This is a genomic window from Streptomyces odonnellii (genome assembly GCF_000981895.1).
Classification (GTDB): domain Bacteria; phylum Actinomycetota; class Actinomycetes; order Streptomycetales; family Streptomycetaceae; genus Streptomyces; species Streptomyces odonnellii.
The window spans coordinates 1-19,196 of sequence record NZ_LATD01000111.1; the positions used below are offsets into that span (position 1 = coordinate 1).

The 19,196-nt window shown below is 70.9% G+C and carries 17 protein-coding genes; 12 read left to right on the forward strand and 5 right to left on the reverse strand.

Translation table 11 applies throughout. From position 1 onward, the window contains the following. Both WH07_RS12285 and WH07_RS12290 read right to left on the reverse strand, forming a co-directional pair. Window positions 1-2,304 (reverse strand): Tex family protein (locus WH07_RS12285; RefSeq protein ID WP_046499508.1); only part of this gene is annotated, 2,304 nt, incomplete at its 3' end. 171 nt (window positions 2,305-2,475) lie between these two features. Beyond that, window positions 2,476-3,237 carry an enoyl-CoA hydratase/isomerase family protein gene (locus tag WH07_RS12290; RefSeq protein WP_046499394.1) on the reverse strand — a complete coding sequence of 254 codons (762 nt, stop codon included), beginning with the start codon at window positions 3,235-3,237 and terminating at the stop codon, window positions 2,476-2,478. 237 nt (window positions 3,238-3,474) lie between these two features. On the opposite strand from WH07_RS12290, the gene WH07_RS12295 reads away from it, so the two are divergent. Beyond that, window positions 3,475-3,978: an ATP-binding protein gene (locus WH07_RS12295; RefSeq protein WP_046499399.1), complete on the forward strand. Its 504-nt coding sequence runs from the start codon at window positions 3,475-3,477 to the stop codon at window positions 3,976-3,978. Here the strand turns inward: WH07_RS12295 and idi are convergent. From idi to WH07_RS12310, 3 genes are all read right to left on the reverse strand, one after another. Then, the gene (gene idi, locus WH07_RS12300) at window positions 3,953-4,546 is read right to left on the reverse strand and encodes an isopentenyl-diphosphate Delta-isomerase (protein ID WP_046499404.1); all 594 of its coding nucleotides are present in this window, start codon (window positions 4,544-4,546) and stop codon (window positions 3,953-3,955) included. The genes WH07_RS12295 and idi overlap by 26 nt on opposite strands. Before the next feature lie 120 nt (window positions 4,547-4,666). Beyond that, window positions 4,667-5,605, reverse strand: a complete 939-nt coding sequence (locus WH07_RS12305; protein ID WP_046499410.1) for a cation diffusion facilitator family transporter — start codon at window positions 5,603-5,605, stop codon at window positions 4,667-4,669. Between the two features lie 142 nt (window positions 5,606-5,747). Next, window positions 5,748-6,803, reverse strand: coding sequence for an NAD-dependent epimerase/dehydratase family protein (locus tag WH07_RS12310; protein ID WP_046499412.1), 1,056 nt, complete (start codon window positions 6,801-6,803; stop codon window positions 5,748-5,750). Window positions 6,804-7,044: 241 nt separating this feature from the next. Here WH07_RS12310 and WH07_RS12315 point away from each other — a divergent pair, with 241 nt between their 5' ends. The 11 genes from WH07_RS12315 (at window position 7,045) to WH07_RS12365 (ending at window position 19,147) form a co-directional block, all read left to right on the forward strand. Further along, the gene (locus WH07_RS12315) at window positions 7,045-8,967 is read left to right on the forward strand and encodes a DUF5941 domain-containing protein (RefSeq protein WP_046499415.1); all 1,923 of its coding nucleotides are present in this window, start codon (window positions 7,045-7,047) and stop codon (window positions 8,965-8,967) included. Beyond that, the gene (locus tag WH07_RS12320; RefSeq protein ID WP_046499418.1) at window positions 8,964-9,713 is read left to right on the forward strand and encodes a phosphocholine cytidylyltransferase family protein; all 750 of its coding nucleotides are present in this window, start codon (window positions 8,964-8,966) and stop codon (window positions 9,711-9,713) included. The genes WH07_RS12315 and WH07_RS12320 overlap by 4 nt, the downstream gene beginning before the upstream one ends. Then, window positions 9,701-10,762 carry an iron-containing alcohol dehydrogenase family protein gene (locus WH07_RS12325; RefSeq protein WP_046499422.1) on the forward strand — a complete coding sequence of 354 codons (1,062 nt, stop codon included), beginning with the start codon at window positions 9,701-9,703 and terminating at the stop codon, window positions 10,760-10,762. The genes WH07_RS12320 and WH07_RS12325 overlap by 13 nt, the downstream gene beginning before the upstream one ends. After that, window positions 10,740-11,525 carry a CDP-alcohol phosphatidyltransferase family protein gene (locus tag WH07_RS12330; protein WP_198533792.1) on the forward strand — a complete coding sequence of 262 codons (786 nt, stop codon included), beginning with the start codon at window positions 10,740-10,742 and terminating at the stop codon, window positions 11,523-11,525. The genes WH07_RS12325 and WH07_RS12330 overlap by 23 nt, the downstream gene beginning before the upstream one ends. A gap of 5 nt (window positions 11,526-11,530) precedes the next feature. Next, on the forward strand, window positions 11,531-12,403 hold the full coding sequence (locus WH07_RS12335) for a glycosyltransferase family 2 protein (protein WP_046499513.1): 873 nt from the start codon (window positions 11,531-11,533) through the stop codon (window positions 12,401-12,403). Window positions 12,404-12,508: 105 nt separating this feature from the next. Further along, on the forward strand, window positions 12,509-13,438 hold the full coding sequence (locus WH07_RS12340) for an ABC transporter permease (RefSeq protein ID WP_046499425.1): 930 nt from the start codon (window positions 12,509-12,511) through the stop codon (window positions 13,436-13,438). After that, window positions 13,431-14,234: an ABC transporter ATP-binding protein gene (locus tag WH07_RS12345; RefSeq protein ID WP_046499427.1), complete on the forward strand. Its 804-nt coding sequence runs from the start codon at window positions 13,431-13,433 to the stop codon at window positions 14,232-14,234. The genes WH07_RS12340 and WH07_RS12345 overlap by 8 nt, the downstream gene beginning before the upstream one ends. A gap of 408 nt (window positions 14,235-14,642) precedes the next feature. Beyond that, a complete protein-coding gene (gene hpnC, locus WH07_RS12350; RefSeq protein WP_046499429.1) occupies window positions 14,643-15,560 on the forward strand; it encodes a squalene synthase HpnC in 918 nt (305 codons plus the stop codon). Continuing rightward, window positions 15,557-16,507: a presqualene diphosphate synthase HpnD gene (hpnD, locus tag WH07_RS12355; protein ID WP_079023165.1), complete on the forward strand. Its 951-nt coding sequence runs from the start codon at window positions 15,557-15,559 to the stop codon at window positions 16,505-16,507. The genes hpnC and hpnD overlap by 4 nt, the downstream gene beginning before the upstream one ends. A 109-nt stretch (window positions 16,508-16,616) precedes the next feature. Beyond that, window positions 16,617-18,005: a hydroxysqualene dehydroxylase HpnE gene (hpnE, locus tag WH07_RS12360; RefSeq protein ID WP_046499431.1), complete on the forward strand. Its 1,389-nt coding sequence runs from the start codon at window positions 16,617-16,619 to the stop codon at window positions 18,003-18,005. Window positions 18,006-18,088: 83 nt separating this feature from the next. Continuing rightward, window positions 18,089-19,147 (forward strand): polyprenyl synthetase family protein, encoded by a 1,059-nt coding sequence (locus WH07_RS12365; RefSeq protein ID WP_046499517.1) that lies wholly within the window; start codon window positions 18,089-18,091, stop codon window positions 19,145-19,147. Window positions 19,148-19,196 lie beyond the last annotated feature (49 nt).

The window sequence follows — 19,196 nt, forward strand, 5'->3', positions numbered from 1 at the left end:
GAGCGCGACCGTGACCGGGGGGACCGCGACCGTCAGGCCCGCACCCCGCCGCTGCTGCGGCGGACGGCCACCCTGACGGTCGCGGTCCCCCCGGTCACGGTCGCGCTCCGGCTTCGCCCCCGCCTCGTCGTCCAGCCGCAGCGTCAGGGAGATCCGCTTCCGGGGGATGTCGACCTCCATCACCTTCACCTTGACCACATCACCCGGCTTCACCACCTCCCGCGGGTCCTTCACAAACGTCCTGGACATCGCGGAGACATGGACCAGCCCGTCCTGGTGCACCCCGATGTCGACGAACGCGCCGAACGCCGCGACATTCGTCACGACCCCCTCCAGCACCATCCCCGGCTCCAGATCGCCGAGCTTCTCCACCCCGTCCTTGAACGTCGCGGTCTTGAACGCCGGACGCGGGTCCCGCCCCGGCTTCTCCAGCTCCCGCAGGATGTCCGTGACGGTCGGCAGCCCGAAGGAGTCGTTCACGAAGTCCGCCGGCCGCAGCGACCGCAGCACCGACGTGTTGCCGATCAGCGACGCGACCTCGCCGCCCGTCGTCTTCACCATCGACCGCACCACCGGATACGCCTCGGGGTGCACGCTCGACGCGTCCAGCGGGTCCTCCCCGTCACGGATACGGAGGAAGCCCGCGCACTGCTCGTACGCCTTCGGGCCGAGCCGCGACACATCCTTGAGCGCCCGCCGGGACCGGAACGGCCCATGCGCGTCGCGGTGCGCGACGATGTTCTCCGCGAGCCCGGTGCCGATGCCGGAGACCCGTGAGAGCAACGGCACCGACGCGGTGTTCACATCGACCCCCACCCCGTTCACACAGTCCTCGACGACCGCGTCCAGCGAGCGCGACAGCTTCACCTCGGACAGATCGTGCTGGTACTGGCCGACGCCGATCGACTTGGGGTCGATCTTCACCAGCTCGGCCAGCGGGTCCTGGAGCCTGCGCGCGATCGAGACCGCGCCCCGGATCGACACATCGAGACCGGGCAGCTCCTGCGAGGCGAAGGCCGACGCCGAGTACACCGAGGCGCCCGCCTCGGAGACCATCACCTTCGTGAGCTTCAGCTCCGGGTGCTTCGCGCACAGCTCACCGGCGAGCTTGTCGGTCTCCCGGGACGCCGTGCCATTGCCGATGGCGATCAGATCGACCGCGTGCTCCTCGGCCAGCCGCGCCAGCTTCGCCAGCGACTCGTCCCACTTGTTCGCCGGGACATGCGGATAGATCGTGTCGGTGGCGACGACCTTGCCCGTCGCGTCGACCACGGCCACCTTCACCCCCGTACGGAACCCGGGGTCGAGCCCCAGCGTCGCGCGCGTCCCGGCCGGCGCGGCCAGCAGCAGATCCCGCAGATTCGCCGCGAACACCCGCACCGCCTCGTCCTCGGCGGCCGTCCGCAGCCGCAGCCGCAGATCCATCCCGAGATGCACCAGGACCCGGGTCCGCCACGCCCACCGCACCGTGTCCGCCAGCCACTTGTCGCCGGGCCTGCCACGGTCGGCGACCTCGAAGCGCCGCGCGATCATGTTCTCGTACGTCGTCGGGCCCGGCAGCTCCTGGGCCTCGGAGGGCTCCTCGGGCTCCATCACCAGATCGAGGACATCCTCCTTCTCGCCCCGGAACATGGCGAGCACCCGGTGCGAGGGCAGCTCGGTGAACGGCTCGGCGAAGTCGAAGTAGTCGGCGAACTTTGCGCCCGCCTCCTCCTTGCCCTCCCGTACCTTCGCGGCCAGCCGCCCACGCGTCCACATCCGCTCGCGCAACTCGCCGATCAGGTCCGCGTCCTCCGAGAACCGCTCGGTGAGGATGGCCCGCGCGCCCTCCAGCGCCGCGGCCGGGTCCGCCACCCCCCGCTCCACGTCCACGAACGCCGCCGCCGCTGCCAGCGGTTCGACCGACGGGTCCTTCAACAGGCCCTCGGCGAGCGGCTCAAGACCTGCCTCCCGGGCGATCTGCGCCTTCGTCCGCCGCTTCGGCTTGAACGGCAGATAGATGTCCTCCAGCCGCGCCTTGGTGTCGGCCGCCAGGATCCGCGCCTCCAGGGCGTCGTCGAGCTTGCCCTGCTCGCGTACGGACTCCAGGATCGCGCTCCGCCGCTCCTCCAGCTCCCGCAGATAGCGCAGCCGCTCCTCCAGCGTGCGCAACTGCGCGTCGTCGAGCATCTCGGTCGCTTCCTTGCGGTAGCGCGCGATGAACGGCACCGTGGACCCGCCGTCGAGCAGCTCGACGGCCGCCTTCACCTGCCGCTCCCGTACGCCGAGTTCCTCGGCGATCCTGCCTTCGATGGACGTCGTCACGATCACGCTCCGCTGTTCTGTGGTCGGCCGACTGCATTGTGGCAGGTGGCACCGACATCGGTGGGCGCGACCGGCTCAGTGCCCGCCGACGGGTTCGCCGGGACGCGCGTACGGCGCCGGGCCGGCCGTACGATCACCGTGCCCCGCTCCGTACGGTCGCGGCGCGCCGCCTCAGCCGTGGAAGGTCCAGCCGAAGCGGGGTTCCCGGCGCTCCAGGAACGCGGCGACGCCCTCCGCGGTCTCCCCGCTGGAGCGCGCCTGCTCCGCCCAGTACGCGGCCCGGTCGGTACGGCCGGAGGCGAACTCCTTGGCCGCCGCCTGGGTCAGCCGCGACCGGGAGACCAGCACCCGCGCGAACTCCGCCACCCGCTTCGCCAGCTCGCCGGCCGGCAGCACCTCGTCCACAAGACCGGTGCGCAGCGCGCGCTCCGTACCGATCAACTCGGCCGAGAACAGCAGGTACTTGGCGGTCGCCGGCCCCACCAGCGAAGCCAGCCGCCGGGTGGACGAGGCCGGATAGACGATCCCGAGCCGCGCCGGAGGCACCCCGAACAGCGCCCCCTCCTCGGCGAACCGCAGATCGCAGGCCGCGGCCAGCTGGCAGCCGCCGCCGACACAGTGCCCGCGCACGGCCGCCAGGGTCGGCTTGGGGAAGGCGGCGAGCGCCTCTTCGGCCCGTACGGCCAGCGCCTGCGGGTCGTCACCGGCCTCCCCCTCGGACGCGCGCAGTGAGGAGATGTCGGCGCCCGCGCAGAAGGCTGCCCCCTCGCCGGTCAGCACCAGTACCCGTACGGCGGGATCCGCCGCCAGCCGTCCGAGCAGCGGTGGCAGCTCCCGCCACATCGGAACCGTCATCGCGTTGCGCTTGGCGGGATGGTGGATCACGACGGTCGCGATGCCGTCGGCGACGGTGTGCAGTAGCTGCGGCTCCATTCGCCGGATGCTATCCCCGGCCCATCGGGCGCCCTCGGCCGCTCCCGAAACGGCAGTGGACGGTCGGGACCGGTCACCCGGCATATGCACGCGCTCGAACGCGGTCATTCCCCATCAATAGAGGCTGACTTCTGTTCAGTAGCCCGGCAGGACCCGATCCGTTCCCAACACTCGTATCCGTTGGACGACACCGGTCGAGCCTCCGGTCGAATCAAGTCAAGGGTGGGTGCCGCAAGGATGGAGAGCCCCGGGAGTGTTCCGGTCCGGCCACTGTCGTACGAGGGGGTCTGGCGGTTCACCGCGCCGGCCGTCGACCTCTCCGTACCGCAGGCCCGGCACGCCGTACGCGACCTGCTGAAGCGCCAGCGCGTACCGGTCCGCGACAGTGTCGTCCAGGCACTGCTGCTGATCGTCTCCGAGCTGGTCACCAACTCCGTGCGGCACGCGGCGCTGCTCTCGCCGGAGGTCGGCGTCGAGGTCGGCATCGGCGCGGAGTGGATCAAGGTCTCGGTCGAGGACAACCATCCGTACCGGCCCAAGCCCCTGGAGACGGACCACGCCCAGACCGGCGGGCGCGGACTGCTGCTCGTACGGGAGACCACCCGCGAGGCGGGCGGAAGCTGCGCGGTCGAGCACACCGCGGGCGGCGGGAAGATCGTCTGGGCGTTGCTGCCCTTCAGCGCGCCGCTCGGCGGTGCGCCGGTGCGCGAGGGCGTCACCAGCCCCCGGCAGACCCCGTGAGTTCCCGGATCGCCGGGCGCGCGGCGTCCAGCACGGTCATGAACCACGCCGAGAACGTGTCCGCGGCATGCCGTTCGGTCAGCTCCGCCGGGGTGACGTACACGGTGGCGTCCACCTCGTCCGGGTCGGGGCGGACCGAGGACTGCGCCATCCCCACGAAGAGGTGGTTGTACTCCTGCTCGACCAGGCCCGAGGCCGGGTCCGGGTGGTTGTAGCGCACCGTACCGGCCTCGGCGAGCAGCGAGGGCGAGATGCCCAGCTCCTCATGGGTACGGCGGGCCGCCGCGGTGAACGGTGCCTCGCCCGGGTACGGATGGCCGCAGCAGGTGTTCGACCAGACACCGGGGGAGTGGTATTTGCCCAGCGCGCGGCGCTGGATCAGCAGCCGGCCCTGCTCGTCGAAGAGGAAGACGGAGAAGGCCCGGTGCAGCAGGCCGGGCGCCCGGTGGGCGGAGAGCTTCTCGGCGGTGCCGATGGTATTGCCGTTCTCGTCGACCAGCTCCAGCATGATCGTTTCCTGAACGCTGTTCGACGAGCTGTTCGCAGCGGTGACTGGTGTGGTCGGCATAACCATCCTTCGCTTCGGGCCTCGAATGCCAAGTCTGCCGCACAAAGGTCGCGCGTCCGCACTTCGGGAGTGTGGGCATGTTTGTTTTGCCAGGCCCCCGGGGGTGTCAATGACGGTGTGTCAGTGGCAGAGCTTCGCCTCGTGCTCCGCGTGCCCTCTCGGTTCGAGCTGGAAGGTGCAGTGCTCCACATCGAAATGGTGACCGAGGCATCCCTGCAGGTCATGGAGCATCTTCTCGTGGCCCACCGCATCGAGCGCGTCCTGGTCCACCACCACATGCGCGGAGAGCACCGGCATGCCGGATGTGATCGTCCAGATGTGCAGGTCGTGCACATCGTCCACACCGGGCAGCGCGAGCAGATGCGCGCGCACCTCGGCCATGTCCACGTCCTTGGGTGCGGCCTCCAACAGCACGTTCAGTGTTTCCCGGAGGAGTTTCACCGTACGCGGAACGATCATGAGCCCGATCAGCACGCCCGCGATCGGGTCGGCGGTCTGCCAGCCCGTGGCCAGGATGATCCCGGCCGAGACCAGCACCGCGAGCGAGCCCAGGGTGTCCGCGAGGACCTCCAGATAGGCCCCGCGCACATTGAGGCTGTCCTTCTGCCCCCGCATCAGCAGGGAGAGCGAGACCAGATTGGCGGCCATACCGATGAGGGCGAAGACGATCGTCAGCCCGCCCCTGGTCTCCGGCGGCACGATGAAGCGCTCGATCGCCTCGTAGAGCAGGAATCCGCCGACGCCGAGCAGCAGTACGCAGTTGGCCAGCGCGGCCAGGATCTCGGCCCGCGCGTAGCCGAACGTACGGCTCTCGTCGGGCGGCCGGGCGCCGAAGCGGATCGCCAGCAGCGCCATCCCCAGCCCGACCCCGTCCGTCGCCATATGGGCGGCGTCGGCGAGCAGAGCGAGGGAGCCGGAGAGCAGACCGCCGACGACCTCCACCACCATCACGGACAGGGTGATCGACAGCGCGATGCGCAGCCGCCCCCGGTACGCGGCGGTCGCGGTGCCCCCGGGCGGCCTGCCGTGCGCGTGTCCATGGTCGTGCCCTGCCCCCATGAGGCCGCCTTCCGGTCGTCCGTGCGATCTGCCGACCACGCCAGTGAACTAAGCGTGGGGCGTCTCGGGCAACCCGGCACTGAACACCGTTGTCGTATGCTCTGACCTGCGGAAATGATCGCAGGTCAGAGCGACGGACCTGTCACCCGACCGATGCGGCCGGATGGTGGAGCCGCCAGCCCTCCCAGGCAGACTCGACCATCTCGCGCACGCCCCGGCTCGCCGTCCAGCCCAGCTTCTCGGCGATCAGCCCGACCGAGGCGACGGCCCGCGCCGCGTCACCGGGACGGCGTGCCTCGACCACCGGCGGGACGCGGTGGCCGGTGACCTCCGCCACCAGGGCCGCCAGCTCACGGACCGAGACGCCCTCGCCCCTGCCGATATTGACCGTGAGATCCCGACCGGCCGTGAGATCCCCACTGGCTGCGAGGTCCCGACCGGCTGCGAGATTCCCACCGGCCGTGAGACCCGCGGTGCCTTCCCGTCCCGCCAGCCACCGCGCCGCCGCGAGATGGGCCTCGGCGAGATCCGCGACATGGATGTAGTCGCGGATGCAGGTGCCGTCCGGGGTCGGATAGTCGTCACCGAAGATCCGCGGAGCCTCGCCGCGGCTGATCCGGTCGAAGAACATCGGGATGATGTTGAACACCCCGGTGTCCGCCAGCTCCGGCGCCGCGGCGCCCGCCACATTGAAATAGCGCAGACACCCGGTGGCGATCCCGTGTGCCCGCCCCGTCGCCCGTACGAGCCACTCGCCCGCGAGCTTGGTCTCCCCGTACGGGTTGATCGGCACCGTCGGGGTCCGCTCCGTGATCAACTCCACATCCGGCACTCCGTACACGGCCGCCGAGGACGAGAAGAGGAAGCGCCGCACCCCCGCGGCGGCCACGCTCTCCAGCAGGACCGTCAGTCCGTGCAGATTCTCCCGGTAGTACCTCAGCGGCTGCTCGACCGACTCCCCGACCTGCTTCTTCGCCGCGAGATGCACCACCCCGGTGACCTCGTGCTCCCTGAGCGTACGGTCGACGGCCCCCCGGTCCAGCAGGGAGCCCCGCACCAGGGGAATCCCGGCCGGAACCCGCTCGGGGACACCGGTCGAGAGATCGTCGAGGACGACGGCCCGCTCTCCCGCCGCGGCCATCGACCGTGCCACATGTGCCCCGATGTATCCCGCTCCGCCTGTGATCAGCCACGTCATGGACGCAACCCTATGGCGTGCCGCGAAGGGCCCCTTCCGCGGTTGTCCGGCGGACGCCGGATCGCCAGTGATGATCACCGCGTGGGCCGTTCCTATCCCAGACCCGGGCGACCGCAGCGTAAACGGGTGGTGAACTCAGCCTTCAGTTCATCCGATAGCCTCTTTGCCGATGCGCCGCCGACCCGGAACCGGGTCCCGTCGCCGCGCACCGAGCCCTGTAAGTGCCAAGGAGTGAGTTCGTCTGTCGACCGCCATCCTCACCGGCCCCCCGGTCCCCGGATCGCCGCTCGAAGGCCATCTGAGGTCGCTGGGTTACGACGTACGGACCGCGCCGGGCGCCGAGGAGGCCCGGAGCCTTCTCGCCTCGGCCCCCGCCACCGAGCGGGTCGCCCTCGTCGACACCCGTTTCGTCGGCCATGTCCATGCCCTGCGGCTGGGTCTCACCGACCCGCGCTTCCCCGCCGCCGCCGTACCCGGCGCGGTCACCGCGCAGCCCGGGGCCCGGGCCGCACTGCTGCGCGCCATGACGGCCGTCGCGGACGGCGGCTCACCGGCGCGGGGCGGCACGACCGGACCGCATCGGACCGGTGCCGCCTCCACCATCGCGTCCACCACCGCGCCCATTGCCGCCTCCGCCACCGTCACCGCCCCGGGCGCCGTCTTCGCCGACCGGGTCGCCGCCGCGCTCGACGCAGACGGCCCGGGCGTACACCGCCCCGACCTGGGCTCGCTCGTCGCCGTCGTACCGGCGGACGCCGCCGCCAGGCAACAGGCTGAGAGCGCTCTCAGCGCCGTCGACGACGAGGCCGTACGGCTGCGCTCCGCCGTCAAGGCGCGCGACGGCTTCTTCACCACCTTCTGTGTCAGCCCGTACTCCCGGTATCTCGCCCGCTGGTGCGCCCGCCGCGGTCTGACCCCGAACCAGGTCACCACCGCCTCCCTGCTCACCGCCCTGATCGCCGCCGCCTGCGCGGCGACCGGCACGCGGGGCGGCTTCGTCGCCGCCGGTGTCCTGCTGCTCCTCTCCTTCGTCCTCGACTGCACCGACGGCCAGCTCGCCCGCTACTCGCTCCAGTACTCCACGCTCGGCGCCTGGCTGGACGCGACCTTCGACCGCGCCAAGGAGTACGCGTACTACGCGGGCCTCGCACTGGGTGCCGCCCGGGGCGGCGACGACGTCTGGGCACTGGCGCTGGCCGCGATGGTGCTCCAGACCTGCCGCCATGTCGTCGACTTCGCCTTCAACGAGGCCAACGCCGACGCGACCGCCGCCCCCGGCGGCAAGGCGGTGGCGGGCACCCCCACCGCCGCCCTCTCCACCAGGCTCGACAGCGTCGGCTGGACGGTCTGGGCGCGCCGGATGATCGTGCTGCCCATCGGTGAACGCTGGGCGATGATCGCCGTACTGACCGCCCTGACCACCCCGCGGACCGTCTTCTACGCGCTCCTGATCGGCTGCGCCTTCGCCGCCTGCTACACCACCGCGGGCCGCGTCCTACGCTCGGTGACCCGCAAGGCCGTCCGTACGGAACGGGCGGCACGGGCCCTCGCCGATCTCGCCGACTCCGGACCGCTCGCCGAGGGAGTCGCCGCGCTGCTGCGCCGCCCGGCCCGTGCGCTCCCCGGCCTGCTGCCGTTTCTGACCGCCTTCGCCGGCGGCGCGGCCCTCGTCGCCACCGCCTCCCTCGCGCCCCTCGACAGCCCCTGGCCCGTCGTCGCCGCCCTGGTGTACGTCCTGACCTCGGGCCTCGCCGTCGCCCGCCCACCGGCGGGCGCGCTCGACTGGCTCATTCCGCCGGTGTTCCGGGCCGCCGAATACGGCACGGTCCTGGTGCTCGCCGCCCGCTCCGAGGTGAACGGAGCCTTGCCCGCGGCTTACGGCCTGGTTGCGGCCGTCGCCTACCATCACTACGACACGGTGTACCGCATTCGCGGCGGCAGCGGCGCACCGCCCCGGTGGCTCGTCCGCGCGACCGGCGGACACGAGGGCCGGACCCTGGCGGTGACCGCGCTCGCCGCCGTCCTCGTGACCCGGCAGTCCGCCTTCCCCCTGGCCCTGACGGCGCTCGCCGCCGCCGTCGCACTGGTCGTACTCGCGGAGTCCATCCGGTTCTGGGTGTCCTCCGGCGCTCCCGCCGTACACGACGAAGGAGAACCCGCATGATCGGCCTCGTACTGGCCGCCGGTGCCGGACGGCGTCTGCGCCCCTACACCGACACGCTTCCGAAGGCCCTCGTGCCCGTCGATCCCGCCGGCGAGGGAACCACCACGGTCCTCGACCTCACCCTGGGCAACTTCGCCGAGATCGGTCTGACCGAGGCCGCCGTCGTCGTCGGCTACCGCAAGGAGGCCGTCTACGAACGCCGGGCCGGTCTGGAGCGTAGGTACGGGCTGAAGCTCACCCTCGTCGACAACGACAAGGCCGAGGAGTGGAACAACGCCTACTCCCTCTGGTGCGCCCGCGATGTCCTCGCCCAGGGCGTGATCCTCGCCAACGGCGACACCGTGCACCCCGTCTCCGTGGAGCAGACGCTGCTCGCCGCCCGCGGCGGGAACCGGCGCATCATCCTCGCCCTCGACACGGTCAAGCGCCTCGCCGACGAGGAGATGAAGGTCGTCACGGACGGCGCGAAGGGCGTACGCCGGATCACCAAGCTGATGGACCCGGCCATCGCCACCGGCGAGTACATCGGCGTCACCCTCATCGAGCCGAGCGCCGCCGCGGATCTAGCCGACGCCCTGCGCACCACCTTCGAACGCGACCCCGACCTCTACTACGAGGACGGCTACCAGGAGCTGGTCGACCGCGGCTTCACCCTCGACGTGGCCCCCATCGGCGACATCCCCTGGGTCGAGATCGACAACCACGACGACCTCGCGAAGGGCCGTGAGATCGCGTGCCAGTACTGACCCGGCTCATCCCCTCCCCGGTCGTCGTCGACATCAGCCCCGGCGCCCTCGACGATCTCGCCGGTCTCCTCGCGGACCAGCGGATCTCCAGCTCGGGACGGGTCGCCATCGCGGTCAGCGGCGGCTCGGGAAAGGCCCTGCGCACCCGCCTGGAGCCGGTCCTGCCCGACGCCGACTGGTACCAGGTGGCCAACGGCACCATCGACTCCGCGGTCCGGCTCGCCGACGGCATCAAGGGCAAGCGGTACGACGCGGTGGTCGGCCTCGGCGGCGGCAAGATCATCGACGTGGCGAAGTACGCGGCGGCCCGGGTGGGCCTGCCCATGGTCGCCGTCGCGACCAACCTCGCGCACGACGGGATCTGCTCCCCGGTCGCCACCCTGGACAACGACAACGGCCGCGGCTCGTACGGTGTCCCCACCCCCATCGCGATCGTCGTCGACCTCGATGTCATCCGCGACGCCCCGATCCGGTTCATCCGCTCCGGCATCGGCGACGCCGTCTCCAACATCTCCGCCATCGCCGACTGGGAGCTGTCGCACGGCATCAACGGCGAGCCGGTCGACGGTCTTGCCGCCGCCATGGCCCGTACCGCCGGCGAAGCCGTGCTGCGCCACCCCGGCGGCGCCGGTGACGACGAGTTCCTCACCGTGCTCGCCGAGGCACTGGTCCTCACCGGCATCGCCATGTCCATCAGCGGCGACACCCGCCCCTCCTCCGGTGCCTGCCACGAGATCAGCCACGCCTTCGACCTGCTCCATCCCAGGCGCTGCGCGCTGCACGGCGAGCAGGTCGGCCTCGGCGCCGCCTTCGCCATGCATCTGCGCGGCGCCCACGAGGAGTCACAGCTCTTCACCGAGGTGCTGCACCGGCACGGGCTCCCCGTGCTGCCCGACGAGATCGGCTTCTCCGCCGAGGAGTTCGTCCAGGCCGTCGCCTATGCCCCGCAGACCCGCCCCGGCCGTTTCACCATCCTCGAACACCTCGACCTGTCCACCGACCAGATCAGGGACGCGTACGCCGACTATGCCAAGACCATCAGTAGCTGAACTCCGCCCGGTCGTGCACCCGGAGGGTGTGAAGGACCGGCGCAGCGGAGAGCACTGGGCCGGGCGCCTGTACATGCGGGAGATCTCGCTGCACATCGACCCGTACCTGGTGAACACCCGGATAACGCCCAACCAGCTCACCTATCTCATGGTGGTCGTGGGGGTCCTCGGCGGCGCCGCGCTGCTGCTGCCCGGGCTCACCGGCGCGATCCTCGCGGCGGTCCTGTTCCAGATCTATCTGCTGCTCGACTGCGTCGACGGCGAGGTGGCCCGCTGGCGCAAGCAGACTTCCATCACGGGTGTCTATCTGGACCGGGTCGGCCACTACCTCTGCGAGGCCGCCCTGCTGATCGGCTTCGGTGTGCGCGGCGCCGATGTCTTCCACCAGAACGGCAGCGCCACCAACTGGCTGTGGGCCTTCCTCGGTACGCTCGCCGCCCTCGGCGCGATCCTGATCAAGGCCGAGACCGACCTGGTCGACGTGGCCAGACAGCGCAGCGGCCTGCCCGCCGTCAAGGACGAGGCGTCCGTGCCCCGCTCCTCCGGTCTGGCCCTCGCCCGCAGGGCCGCGGCCATGCTCAAGTTCCACCGGCTCGTCGGTGGGATCGAGGCCAGTCTCTTCATCCTGGTCGTGGCCGTCCTCGACACGGCCCGCGGCGATCTGTTCTTCACCCGGCTCGGCATCGCGGTCCTGGCCGGTATCGCCGTCGTACAGACCCTGCTGCACCTGGTCTCCATCCTGGCGTCGAGCAGGCTGAGGTGAGCGATGTGCGGCTCGGCGCGGTGATCATCACGATGGGTGACCGCCCCGCCGAGCTGCGCGCGCTGCTGGCCTCGGTCGCGGGCCAGGAGGGCGACCCGGTCGAGATCGTCGTGGTCGGGAACGGCGCCCCGGTGGGCGACGTCGCCGCCGGGGTACGGACCGTCGAGCTGCCCGAGAACCTGGGTATCCCGGGCGGCCGCAATGTCGGTATCGAGGCCTTCGGGCCCGCCGGCTCCGCGGTCGACGTCCTGCTCTTCCTCGACGACGACGGCCGGCTCCCGGACCCCGGCACCGCCGAGCTGATCCGCGCGGCCTTCGCGGCCGATCCGGTGCTCGGGATCGTCAGCTTCCGGATCGCCGACCCGGAGACCGGTCTCACCCAGCGCCGCCATGTCCCGCGGCTGCGCGCCTCCGACCCGCTGCGGTCGTCCCGGGTGACGACCTTCCTCGGCGGGGCCAACGCCGTACGGACCAGGGTCCTCGCCGAGGTCGGCCCGCTGCCCGGCGGTTTCTTCTACGCCCATGAGGAGACCGATCTCGCCTGGCGGGCCCTGGACGCGGGCTGGATGATCGACTACCGCGCGGACATGGTGCTCAGCCATCCAGCGACCGAGCCCTCCCGGCACGCGGCCTACCACCGTATGGTGGCCCGTAACCGGGTCTGGCTCGCCCGCCGGAATCTGCCCGCGCCGTTCGTACCGCTCTATCTCGGGGTGTGGCTGCTGCTCGCCCTCGTACGGCGCCCCTCGCTGCCCGCGCTGAGGGCCTGGCTCGGAGGGTTCCGGGAGGGCTGGTCGACCCCGTGCGGACCGCGCCGCCCCATGAAGTGGCGTACGGTGTGGCGGCTGACCCGGCTGGGCCGACCGCCTGTCATCTGACAAGCTTCGGATCTGAGAGCATCACTCTACGACCTGCCCCCGGGGCCTGGCCGTCCGTGCCGGTGCCCGTCCGGCTGCGCATCTTGAAGACGAAAGTTTCAACTTGTGAGTGACACAACCCAAGAGGGCGCGATCGCCGTGAGCGCCCCGCCGTCGTCCGACGACGGTCTGACCCCGGCGGAGCTCGCCGCGAAGTACGGCCTGTCCGTGAGCGGCGCCCGGCCGGGACTGGCCGAGTATGTGCGGCAGCTCTGGGGCCGGCGCCACTTCATCCTGGCCTTCTCCTCGGCGAAGCTCACGGCCCAGTACAGCCAGGCCAAGCTGGGCCAGCTCTGGCAGGTGGCGACGCCCCTGCTCAATGCCCTGGTGTACTACTTGATCTTCGGTCTGATCCTGGGCACCAGGAAGGGCATCCCCCAGGAGGTCTTCGTCCCGTTCCTGGTCACCGGTGTCTTCGTCTTTACCTTCACCCAGAGTTCGGTGATGGCCGGTGTCCGTGCGATCTCCGGCAATCTGGGGCTGGTGCGGGCCCTGCACTTCCCCCGGGCCTCACTGCCGATCTCCTTCTCGCTCCAGCAGCTCCAGCAGCTCCTCTACTCGATGGTCGTGCTGGTCGCCGTGGCCGTTGCCTTCGGCAGCTATCCGCGGCTGAGCTGGCTGATCGTGGTGCCCGCGCTGACGCTCCAGTTCGTCTTCAACACCGGGCTGGCCCTGATCATGGCGAGGCTCGGCAGCAAGACCCCGGACCTGGCGCAGCTCATGCCGTTCGTGATGCGCACCTGGATGTACGCCTCGGGCGTGATGTTCTCCATCCCGGTGATGCTCAAGGACAGGCCGGCCTGGATCGCGGACGTGCTCCAGTACAACCCCGCCGCCATCTACATGGACCTCGTGAGGTACGCGCTGATCGACGGTTACGGCTCGTCGAACCTGCCCGCGCACGTCTGGTTCGCCGCTCTGGTGTGGGCCGTGCTGCTGGGCGTCGTCGGCTTCGTGTACTTCTGGAAGGCTGAGGAACGGTACGGGCGTGGCTGACGAGAACGACGACATCAACGGCAACAGGCAGGGACGCATCCCCACCGTCATCGCCGACGAGGTGCACATCGTGTACCGGGTCAACGGCGGGGGCGGAGGGAAGGGCAGCGCCACCGCGGCGCTGAGCCGGATACTCCGCCGCGGCAAGGGCGAGGCGCGCGGAGTCCGCAAGGTCCATGCCGTACGGGGCGTCTCCTTCACGGCGTACCGCGGCGAGGCGATCGGCCTGATCGGCACCAACGGGTCCGGCAAGTCGACGCTGCTGCGGGCGATCGCGGGCCTGCTGCCCACCGAGAGCGGCAAGGTCTACACCGACGGCCAGCCCTCGCTGCTCGGGGTGAACGCCGCGCTGATGAACGATCTGACCGGCGAGCGCAATGTGATCCTCGGCGGGCTGGCGATGGGCATGACCCGCGAGCAGATCAAGGACCGGTACCAGGGCATCGTCGACTTCTCCGGCATCAACGAGAAGGGCGACTTCATCACGCTCCCGATGCGGACGTACTCCTCGGGCATGGCCGCCAGGCTCCGGTTCTCCATCGCCGCCGCCAAGGACCATGACGTCCTGATGATCGACGAGGCGCTGGCCACCGGCGACCGCAAGTTCCAGATCCGCTCCGAGCAGCGGATCCGCGAACTGCGCAAGGAGGCCGGCACGGTCTTCCTCGTCAGCCACAGCAACAAGTCGATCCGGGACACGTGCGACCGCGTTCTCTGGCTGGAGAAGGGCGAACTCCTGATGGACGGCCCGACCGACGAGGTCATCAAGGCGTACGAGAAGGAGACGGGCAAGTAGCCCCGAGGCCCCCGCCGGATCGCTCCGGACGGGGGCCTTTGCCGCGCAGACCGTTCGCTTTCCGCCGCCGGTATTCGGTCACTGACCGTCAAGGAATGGTCAAGTCCCGGGCGGGCGGGGAAGGTTGGCCGTCATTGCAGCGCTTTTGTAATGCGCGCAATACCCCGGAGGGATGCACTTAGTTGTACAACGTAAGCTGTGCTGGTGCTGATTCGCGGCAAGTGGGGCGATACCCCCTGAGTACCTCGTCCGCGAAGGCGGCGGCCTTCTTTACTCGGAAGGACGGGCGGCGTGTCCGAAATGGGATGTATTGGGTCAGCAGTGTAGAACGGGAGGTGTGACGGCAATGACGGGAAATCTCCAGCCCCGCGAGGGTTGCGCCGTCCCCGTGCCGGGCAGCCGGCAGTGATGGGCACTCCCCGGGAGCACCCCGATGCCGCCTCGCGCTCCACACTCGACAAAGCCGCGGACGAGAACTTTCCGGTAGCCCCTTTCTTTCTGCCCCGCGCCTGGCGCGACGATCTGATGGCCGTCTACGGATTCGCCCGACTCGTCGACGACATCGGTGACGGCGACCTCGCCCTCGGCGGCGCCGACGCCCGCCATCTCGGCGTCGCCCCCGAACACGCCGACGACCGGCTCGCCCTCCTCGACGCGTTCGAGGCCGATCTCGCGCGGGTCTTCGAACCCGGGGGACCGGGCCCCGGCCATCCCCTGCTGCGCGGGCTGATCCCGGCCGTACGGCGCCGCTCGCTCACCCCCGAGCCGTTCCTCGGACTCGTCGGCGCCAACCGCCAGGACCAGTTGGTGCGCCGCTACGAGACGTACGACGATCTCCTCGCCTACTGCGAGCTGTCCGCCAATCCCGTCGGCCGGCTCGTCCTGCAGATCACCGGTACCGCGGACCCCGAGCGGATCCGCCGCTCCGACGCCGTCTGCACGGCGCTCCAGATCGTCGAACACCTCCAGGACGTGGCCGAGGACCTGCGCCGCGACCGGATCTATCTGCCCGCCGAGGACATGAAGCGCTTCCGTGTCTCCGAGGCGGATCTGGCCGCCGCCACCGCCAACGCGTCGGTGCGCTCGCTCGTCGCGTACGAAGCAGAACGCGCGCGGCTGCTGCTGAATGAAGGTCCCCCGCTGGTGGGTAGCGTCCACGGCAGACTCCGGCTGCTGCTCGCCGGGTTTGTGGCAGGAGGGCGCGCCGCCCTCGCTTCGATCGCGGCCGCCGGGCACGATGTGCTCCCCGGACCGCCCAGACCCACCAAGCCGCGTCTGTTGCGCGAAGTGGGAGCTGTCTTGCGAAGAGCGCACAGAGAGGGGTGAGCCGGAACGTGGAGGGACAGACGCCCGTGTCCGCGCCGGTACAGGCGGCCTACAGCTACTGCGAGACGGTCACCGGGCAGCAGGCCCGCAACTTCGCGTACGGCATCAGGCTGCTGCCGGCCGAGAAGCGGCACGCCATGTCCGCGCTGTACGCGTTCGCCCGTCGGGTGGACGACATCGGCGACGGCACACTCGCGCCCGAGGCCAAGCAGAGACGGCTCGAAGAGACCCGCGCGCTTCTGGACAGAGTCAGGAAGGGCGAGGTGGGCGAGGACGACACCGACCCGGTCGCGGTCGCCGTCGCGGACGCGGCGCGCCGTTTCCCGGTGCCGCTCGGCGGGCTCGACGAGCTGATCGACGGCGTCCTGATGGACGTACGGGGCGACACCTACGAGACCTGGGACGATCTCAAGATCTACTGCCGGTGTGTCGCGGGTGCCATCGGCCGGATCTCGCTCGGCGTGTTCGGCTTCGCGCCCGACGCGCCGGGATCCGAGCATGCCGTCGAGTACGCCGACACGCTGGGTCTCGCCCTCCAGTTGACGAACATTCTCCGTGATGTACGGGAGGACGCGGGCAACGGCCGTACGTACCTGCCCTCCGACGACCTCGCCAAGTTCGGCTGCTCCGCCGGTTTCCACAGCGCCATCCCGCCCGCCGGCTCGGACTTCGCCGGTCTGGTGCACTTCGAGGTCCGCCGCGCCCGCGCCCTGTTCGCCGAGGGCTACCGGCTGCTGCCCCTGCTCGACCGGCGCAGCGGCGCCTGTGTCGCGGCCATGGCGGGTATCTACCGCAGGCTGCTCGACCGCATCGAGCGCGACCCGGAGGCCGTGCTGCGTGGCCGGGTCTCGCTGCCGGGGCATGAGAAGGCGTATGTCGCGGTGCGCGGGCTTTCGGGGCTCGATGCCCGGAATGTCTCCCGGCAGAGCGTCAGGAGGCGTGGCTGATGCGGCATATCGCCCGACTCGGCCCCTTCGTTGCACATCCGTACGAGGCTCTCGCAACCCGGCGCGGGCCCGGCGCGTCCCTGACTGCGACGGCCGGAGGGGGACACGCATGACGACAGCGGACGGCTCACCGCCACGGCACGCCGTAGTGGTCGGCGCGGGGCTCGCCGGAATCACCGCGGCGCTCCAGCTCGCCGACGCCGGAGTGCGGGTGACGCTCCTCGAAGGGCGTCCGCGGCTCGGCGGTCTCGCCTTCTCCTTCCGCCGCGGCGACCTCACCGTCGACAACGGCCAGCATGTGTATCTGCGCTGCTGCACCGCCTACCAGTGGTTTCTCGACCGGGTCGACGGCGCCGCCCTCGCACCCGTGCAGGACCGGCTCGACGTACCCGTACTGGACGTCGGCGGCCCGCGCGGCCCCCGGCTCGGACGGCTGCGCCGCAACGGGCTGCCCGTACCGCTGCATCTGGCCGCCGGGCTCGCGGCGTACCCGCATCTCTCGCTCGCCGAGCGCGCCTCCGTCGGGTGTGCCGCGCTCGCCCTGCGGCGGCTCGACCCGGCCGACCCCGCCCTGGACGGCATCGATTTCGCCACCTGGCTGGGCCGCCACGGCCAGTCGCAGCGCACCATCGAGGCCCTCTGGGACCTCGTCGGCGTGGCGACCCTCAACGCCGCCGCGCCGGACGCCTCCATGGGCCTGGCTGCGATGGTCTTCAAGACCGGACTGCTCTCCGAGCCCGGTGCCGCCGACATCGGCTGGGCGCGCGTCCCGCTAGGCGACCTGCATGACACGCTCGCGCGCAAGGCCCTCGACTCGGCGGGCGTACGGACCGAACTGCGCGCCCGCGTCGGCGCGGTGACCCGTACCGAAGGCGGCGGCTGGCAGGTCGACACGGACGCCGAGCGGTTCGACGCGGACACGGTCGTCCTCGCCGTACCGCAGCGCGAGGCCCATGGCCTGCTGCCGCCCGGAGCGCTCGACGACCCCGACCGGCTGCTGGACATCGGCAACGCGCCGATCCTCAACATCCATGTCGTGTACGACCGCAGAGTGCTGCGCCGCCCCTTCTTCGCCGCGCTCGGCAGCCCCGTCCAGTGGGTCTTCGACCGCACCGAGGCCTCCGGCCTGGGCGAGGGCCAGTATCTGGCGCTCTCCCAGTCGGCGGTCGCCGACGAGATCGACACGCCCGTCCAGGAACTGCGCGCGCGGTATCTCCCGGAGCTGGAGCGCCTTCTGCCCGCGACCCGCGGCGCGGAGGTACGCGACTTCTTCGTCACCCGGGAACGGACGGCGACCTTCGCGCCCGCGCCCGGCGTGGGCCGGCTGCGTCCCGCCGCCCGTACCCGTGCCGCCGGGCTCTTCCTGGCCGGCGCGTGGACCGCCACCGGCTGGCCCGCGACGATGGAGGGTGCGGTCCGGAGCGGCTTCAGCGCCGCGGGCGCCGCCCTCGCCCAGCTCGGCCGACGGCACGAACACCCCTTGCAGGAGGCGGCATGAGCCCGAGTACCGCACCTACGAGTACGGGAACAACGGGTACTGGAACAACGAGTACCGGAACAAGAGGAGAGACCGTGCCGACCGTGCCCCCGGTGAACCCGGCTGTCGACACCGCGGACGTCTACGCGCTGCTGGAGCGGGGGCGCGCCCTGTCCGCCCCGGTACTGCGGGCCGCGGTCAGCCGGCTTGCCGCGCCGATGGACGCCGTCGCCGCCTACCACTTCGGCTGGATCGACGCCGAGGGCCGGCCCGCCGACGGCGACGGAGGCAAGGCGGTACGCCCGGCACTCGCGCTGCTCTCCGCGGAAGCGGCGGGTGCCGCGCCCGAGACGGGCATTCCCGGCGCGGTGGCCGTCGAGCTGGTGCACAACTTCTCGCTGCTGCACGACGACCTGATGGACGGTGACGAGCAGCGGCGCCACCGCGACACCGTATGGAAGGTGCACGGCCCCGCGCAGGCGATCCTCGTCGGCGACGCCCTCTTCGCGCTCGCCAACGAGGTGCTGCTGGAGATCGGCACCCCCGAGGCGGGCCGCGCCACCCGGCGGCTGACCACCGCCACCCGCAAGCTGATCGACGGTCAGGCACAGGACATCTCGTACGAGCACCGCGAGCGGGTCGCCGTCGAGGAGTGCCTGGAGATGGAGGGCAACAAGACCGGCGCCCTGCTGGCCTGCGCCGTCTCCATCGGAGCGGTCCTCGGCGGCGCCGACGACCGTACGGCCGACACGCTGGAGGCGTACGGGTACCATCTCGGCCTCGCCTTCCAGGCCGTGGACGATCTGCTGGGCATCTGGGGCGACCCCGAGGCCACCGGCAAGCAGACCTGGAGCGATCTGCGCCAGCGCAAGAAGTCCCTGCCGGTCGTCGCCGCGCTCGCCGAGGGCGGTCCCGCGTCCGCGCGGCTCGGCCAACTGCTCGCCGCCGACGCCAAAAGCAATGATTTCGAGACCTTCTCCGAGGAAGAGTTCGCCACCAGGGCCGCGTTGATCGAGGAGGCGGGCGGCCGGGAGTGGACCTCACAGGAGGCCCGCAGGCAGCACGCCGTCGCCATCGAAGCCCTCGATGGCGTCGATATGCCAGCCAAGGTAAGGGCGCAGCTCATCGCGCTTGCGGACTTTGTCGTCGTACGAAAGAGATGATCACTATTCCCATATGACCGCAGTCGCCGTCCAGGGCCCACGGGGCGAA

Excerpts from the sequence above, each read along its gene's own strand:
- WH07_RS12290 (WP_046499394.1), bottom strand. The coding sequence starts at position 3,237 with ATGGAGCCGCAGCTACTGCACACCGTCGCCGACGGCATCGCGACCGTC.
- WH07_RS12295 (WP_046499399.1), top strand. The coding sequence starts at position 3,475 with ATGGAGAGCCCCGGGAGTGTTCCGGTCCGGCCACTGTCGTACGAGGGG.
- idi (WP_046499404.1), bottom strand. The coding sequence starts at position 4,546 with ATGCCGACCACACCAGTCACCGCTGCGAACAGCTCGTCGAACAGCGTT.
- WH07_RS12305 (WP_046499410.1), bottom strand. The coding sequence starts at position 5,605 with ATGGGGGCAGGGCACGACCATGGACACGCGCACGGCAGGCCGCCCGGG.
- WH07_RS12310 (WP_046499412.1), bottom strand. The coding sequence starts at position 6,803 with ATGACGTGGCTGATCACAGGCGGAGCGGGATACATCGGGGCACATGTG.
- WH07_RS12320 (WP_046499418.1), top strand. The coding sequence starts at position 8,964 with ATGATCGGCCTCGTACTGGCCGCCGGTGCCGGACGGCGTCTGCGCCCC.
- WH07_RS12330 (WP_198533792.1), top strand. The coding sequence starts at position 10,740 with ATGCCAAGACCATCAGTAGCTGAACTCCGCCCGGTCGTGCACCCGGAG.
- hpnC (WP_046499429.1), top strand. The coding sequence starts at position 14,643 with ATGGGCACTCCCCGGGAGCACCCCGATGCCGCCTCGCGCTCCACACTC.
- hpnE (WP_046499431.1), top strand. The coding sequence starts at position 16,617 with ATGACGACAGCGGACGGCTCACCGCCACGGCACGCCGTAGTGGTCGGC.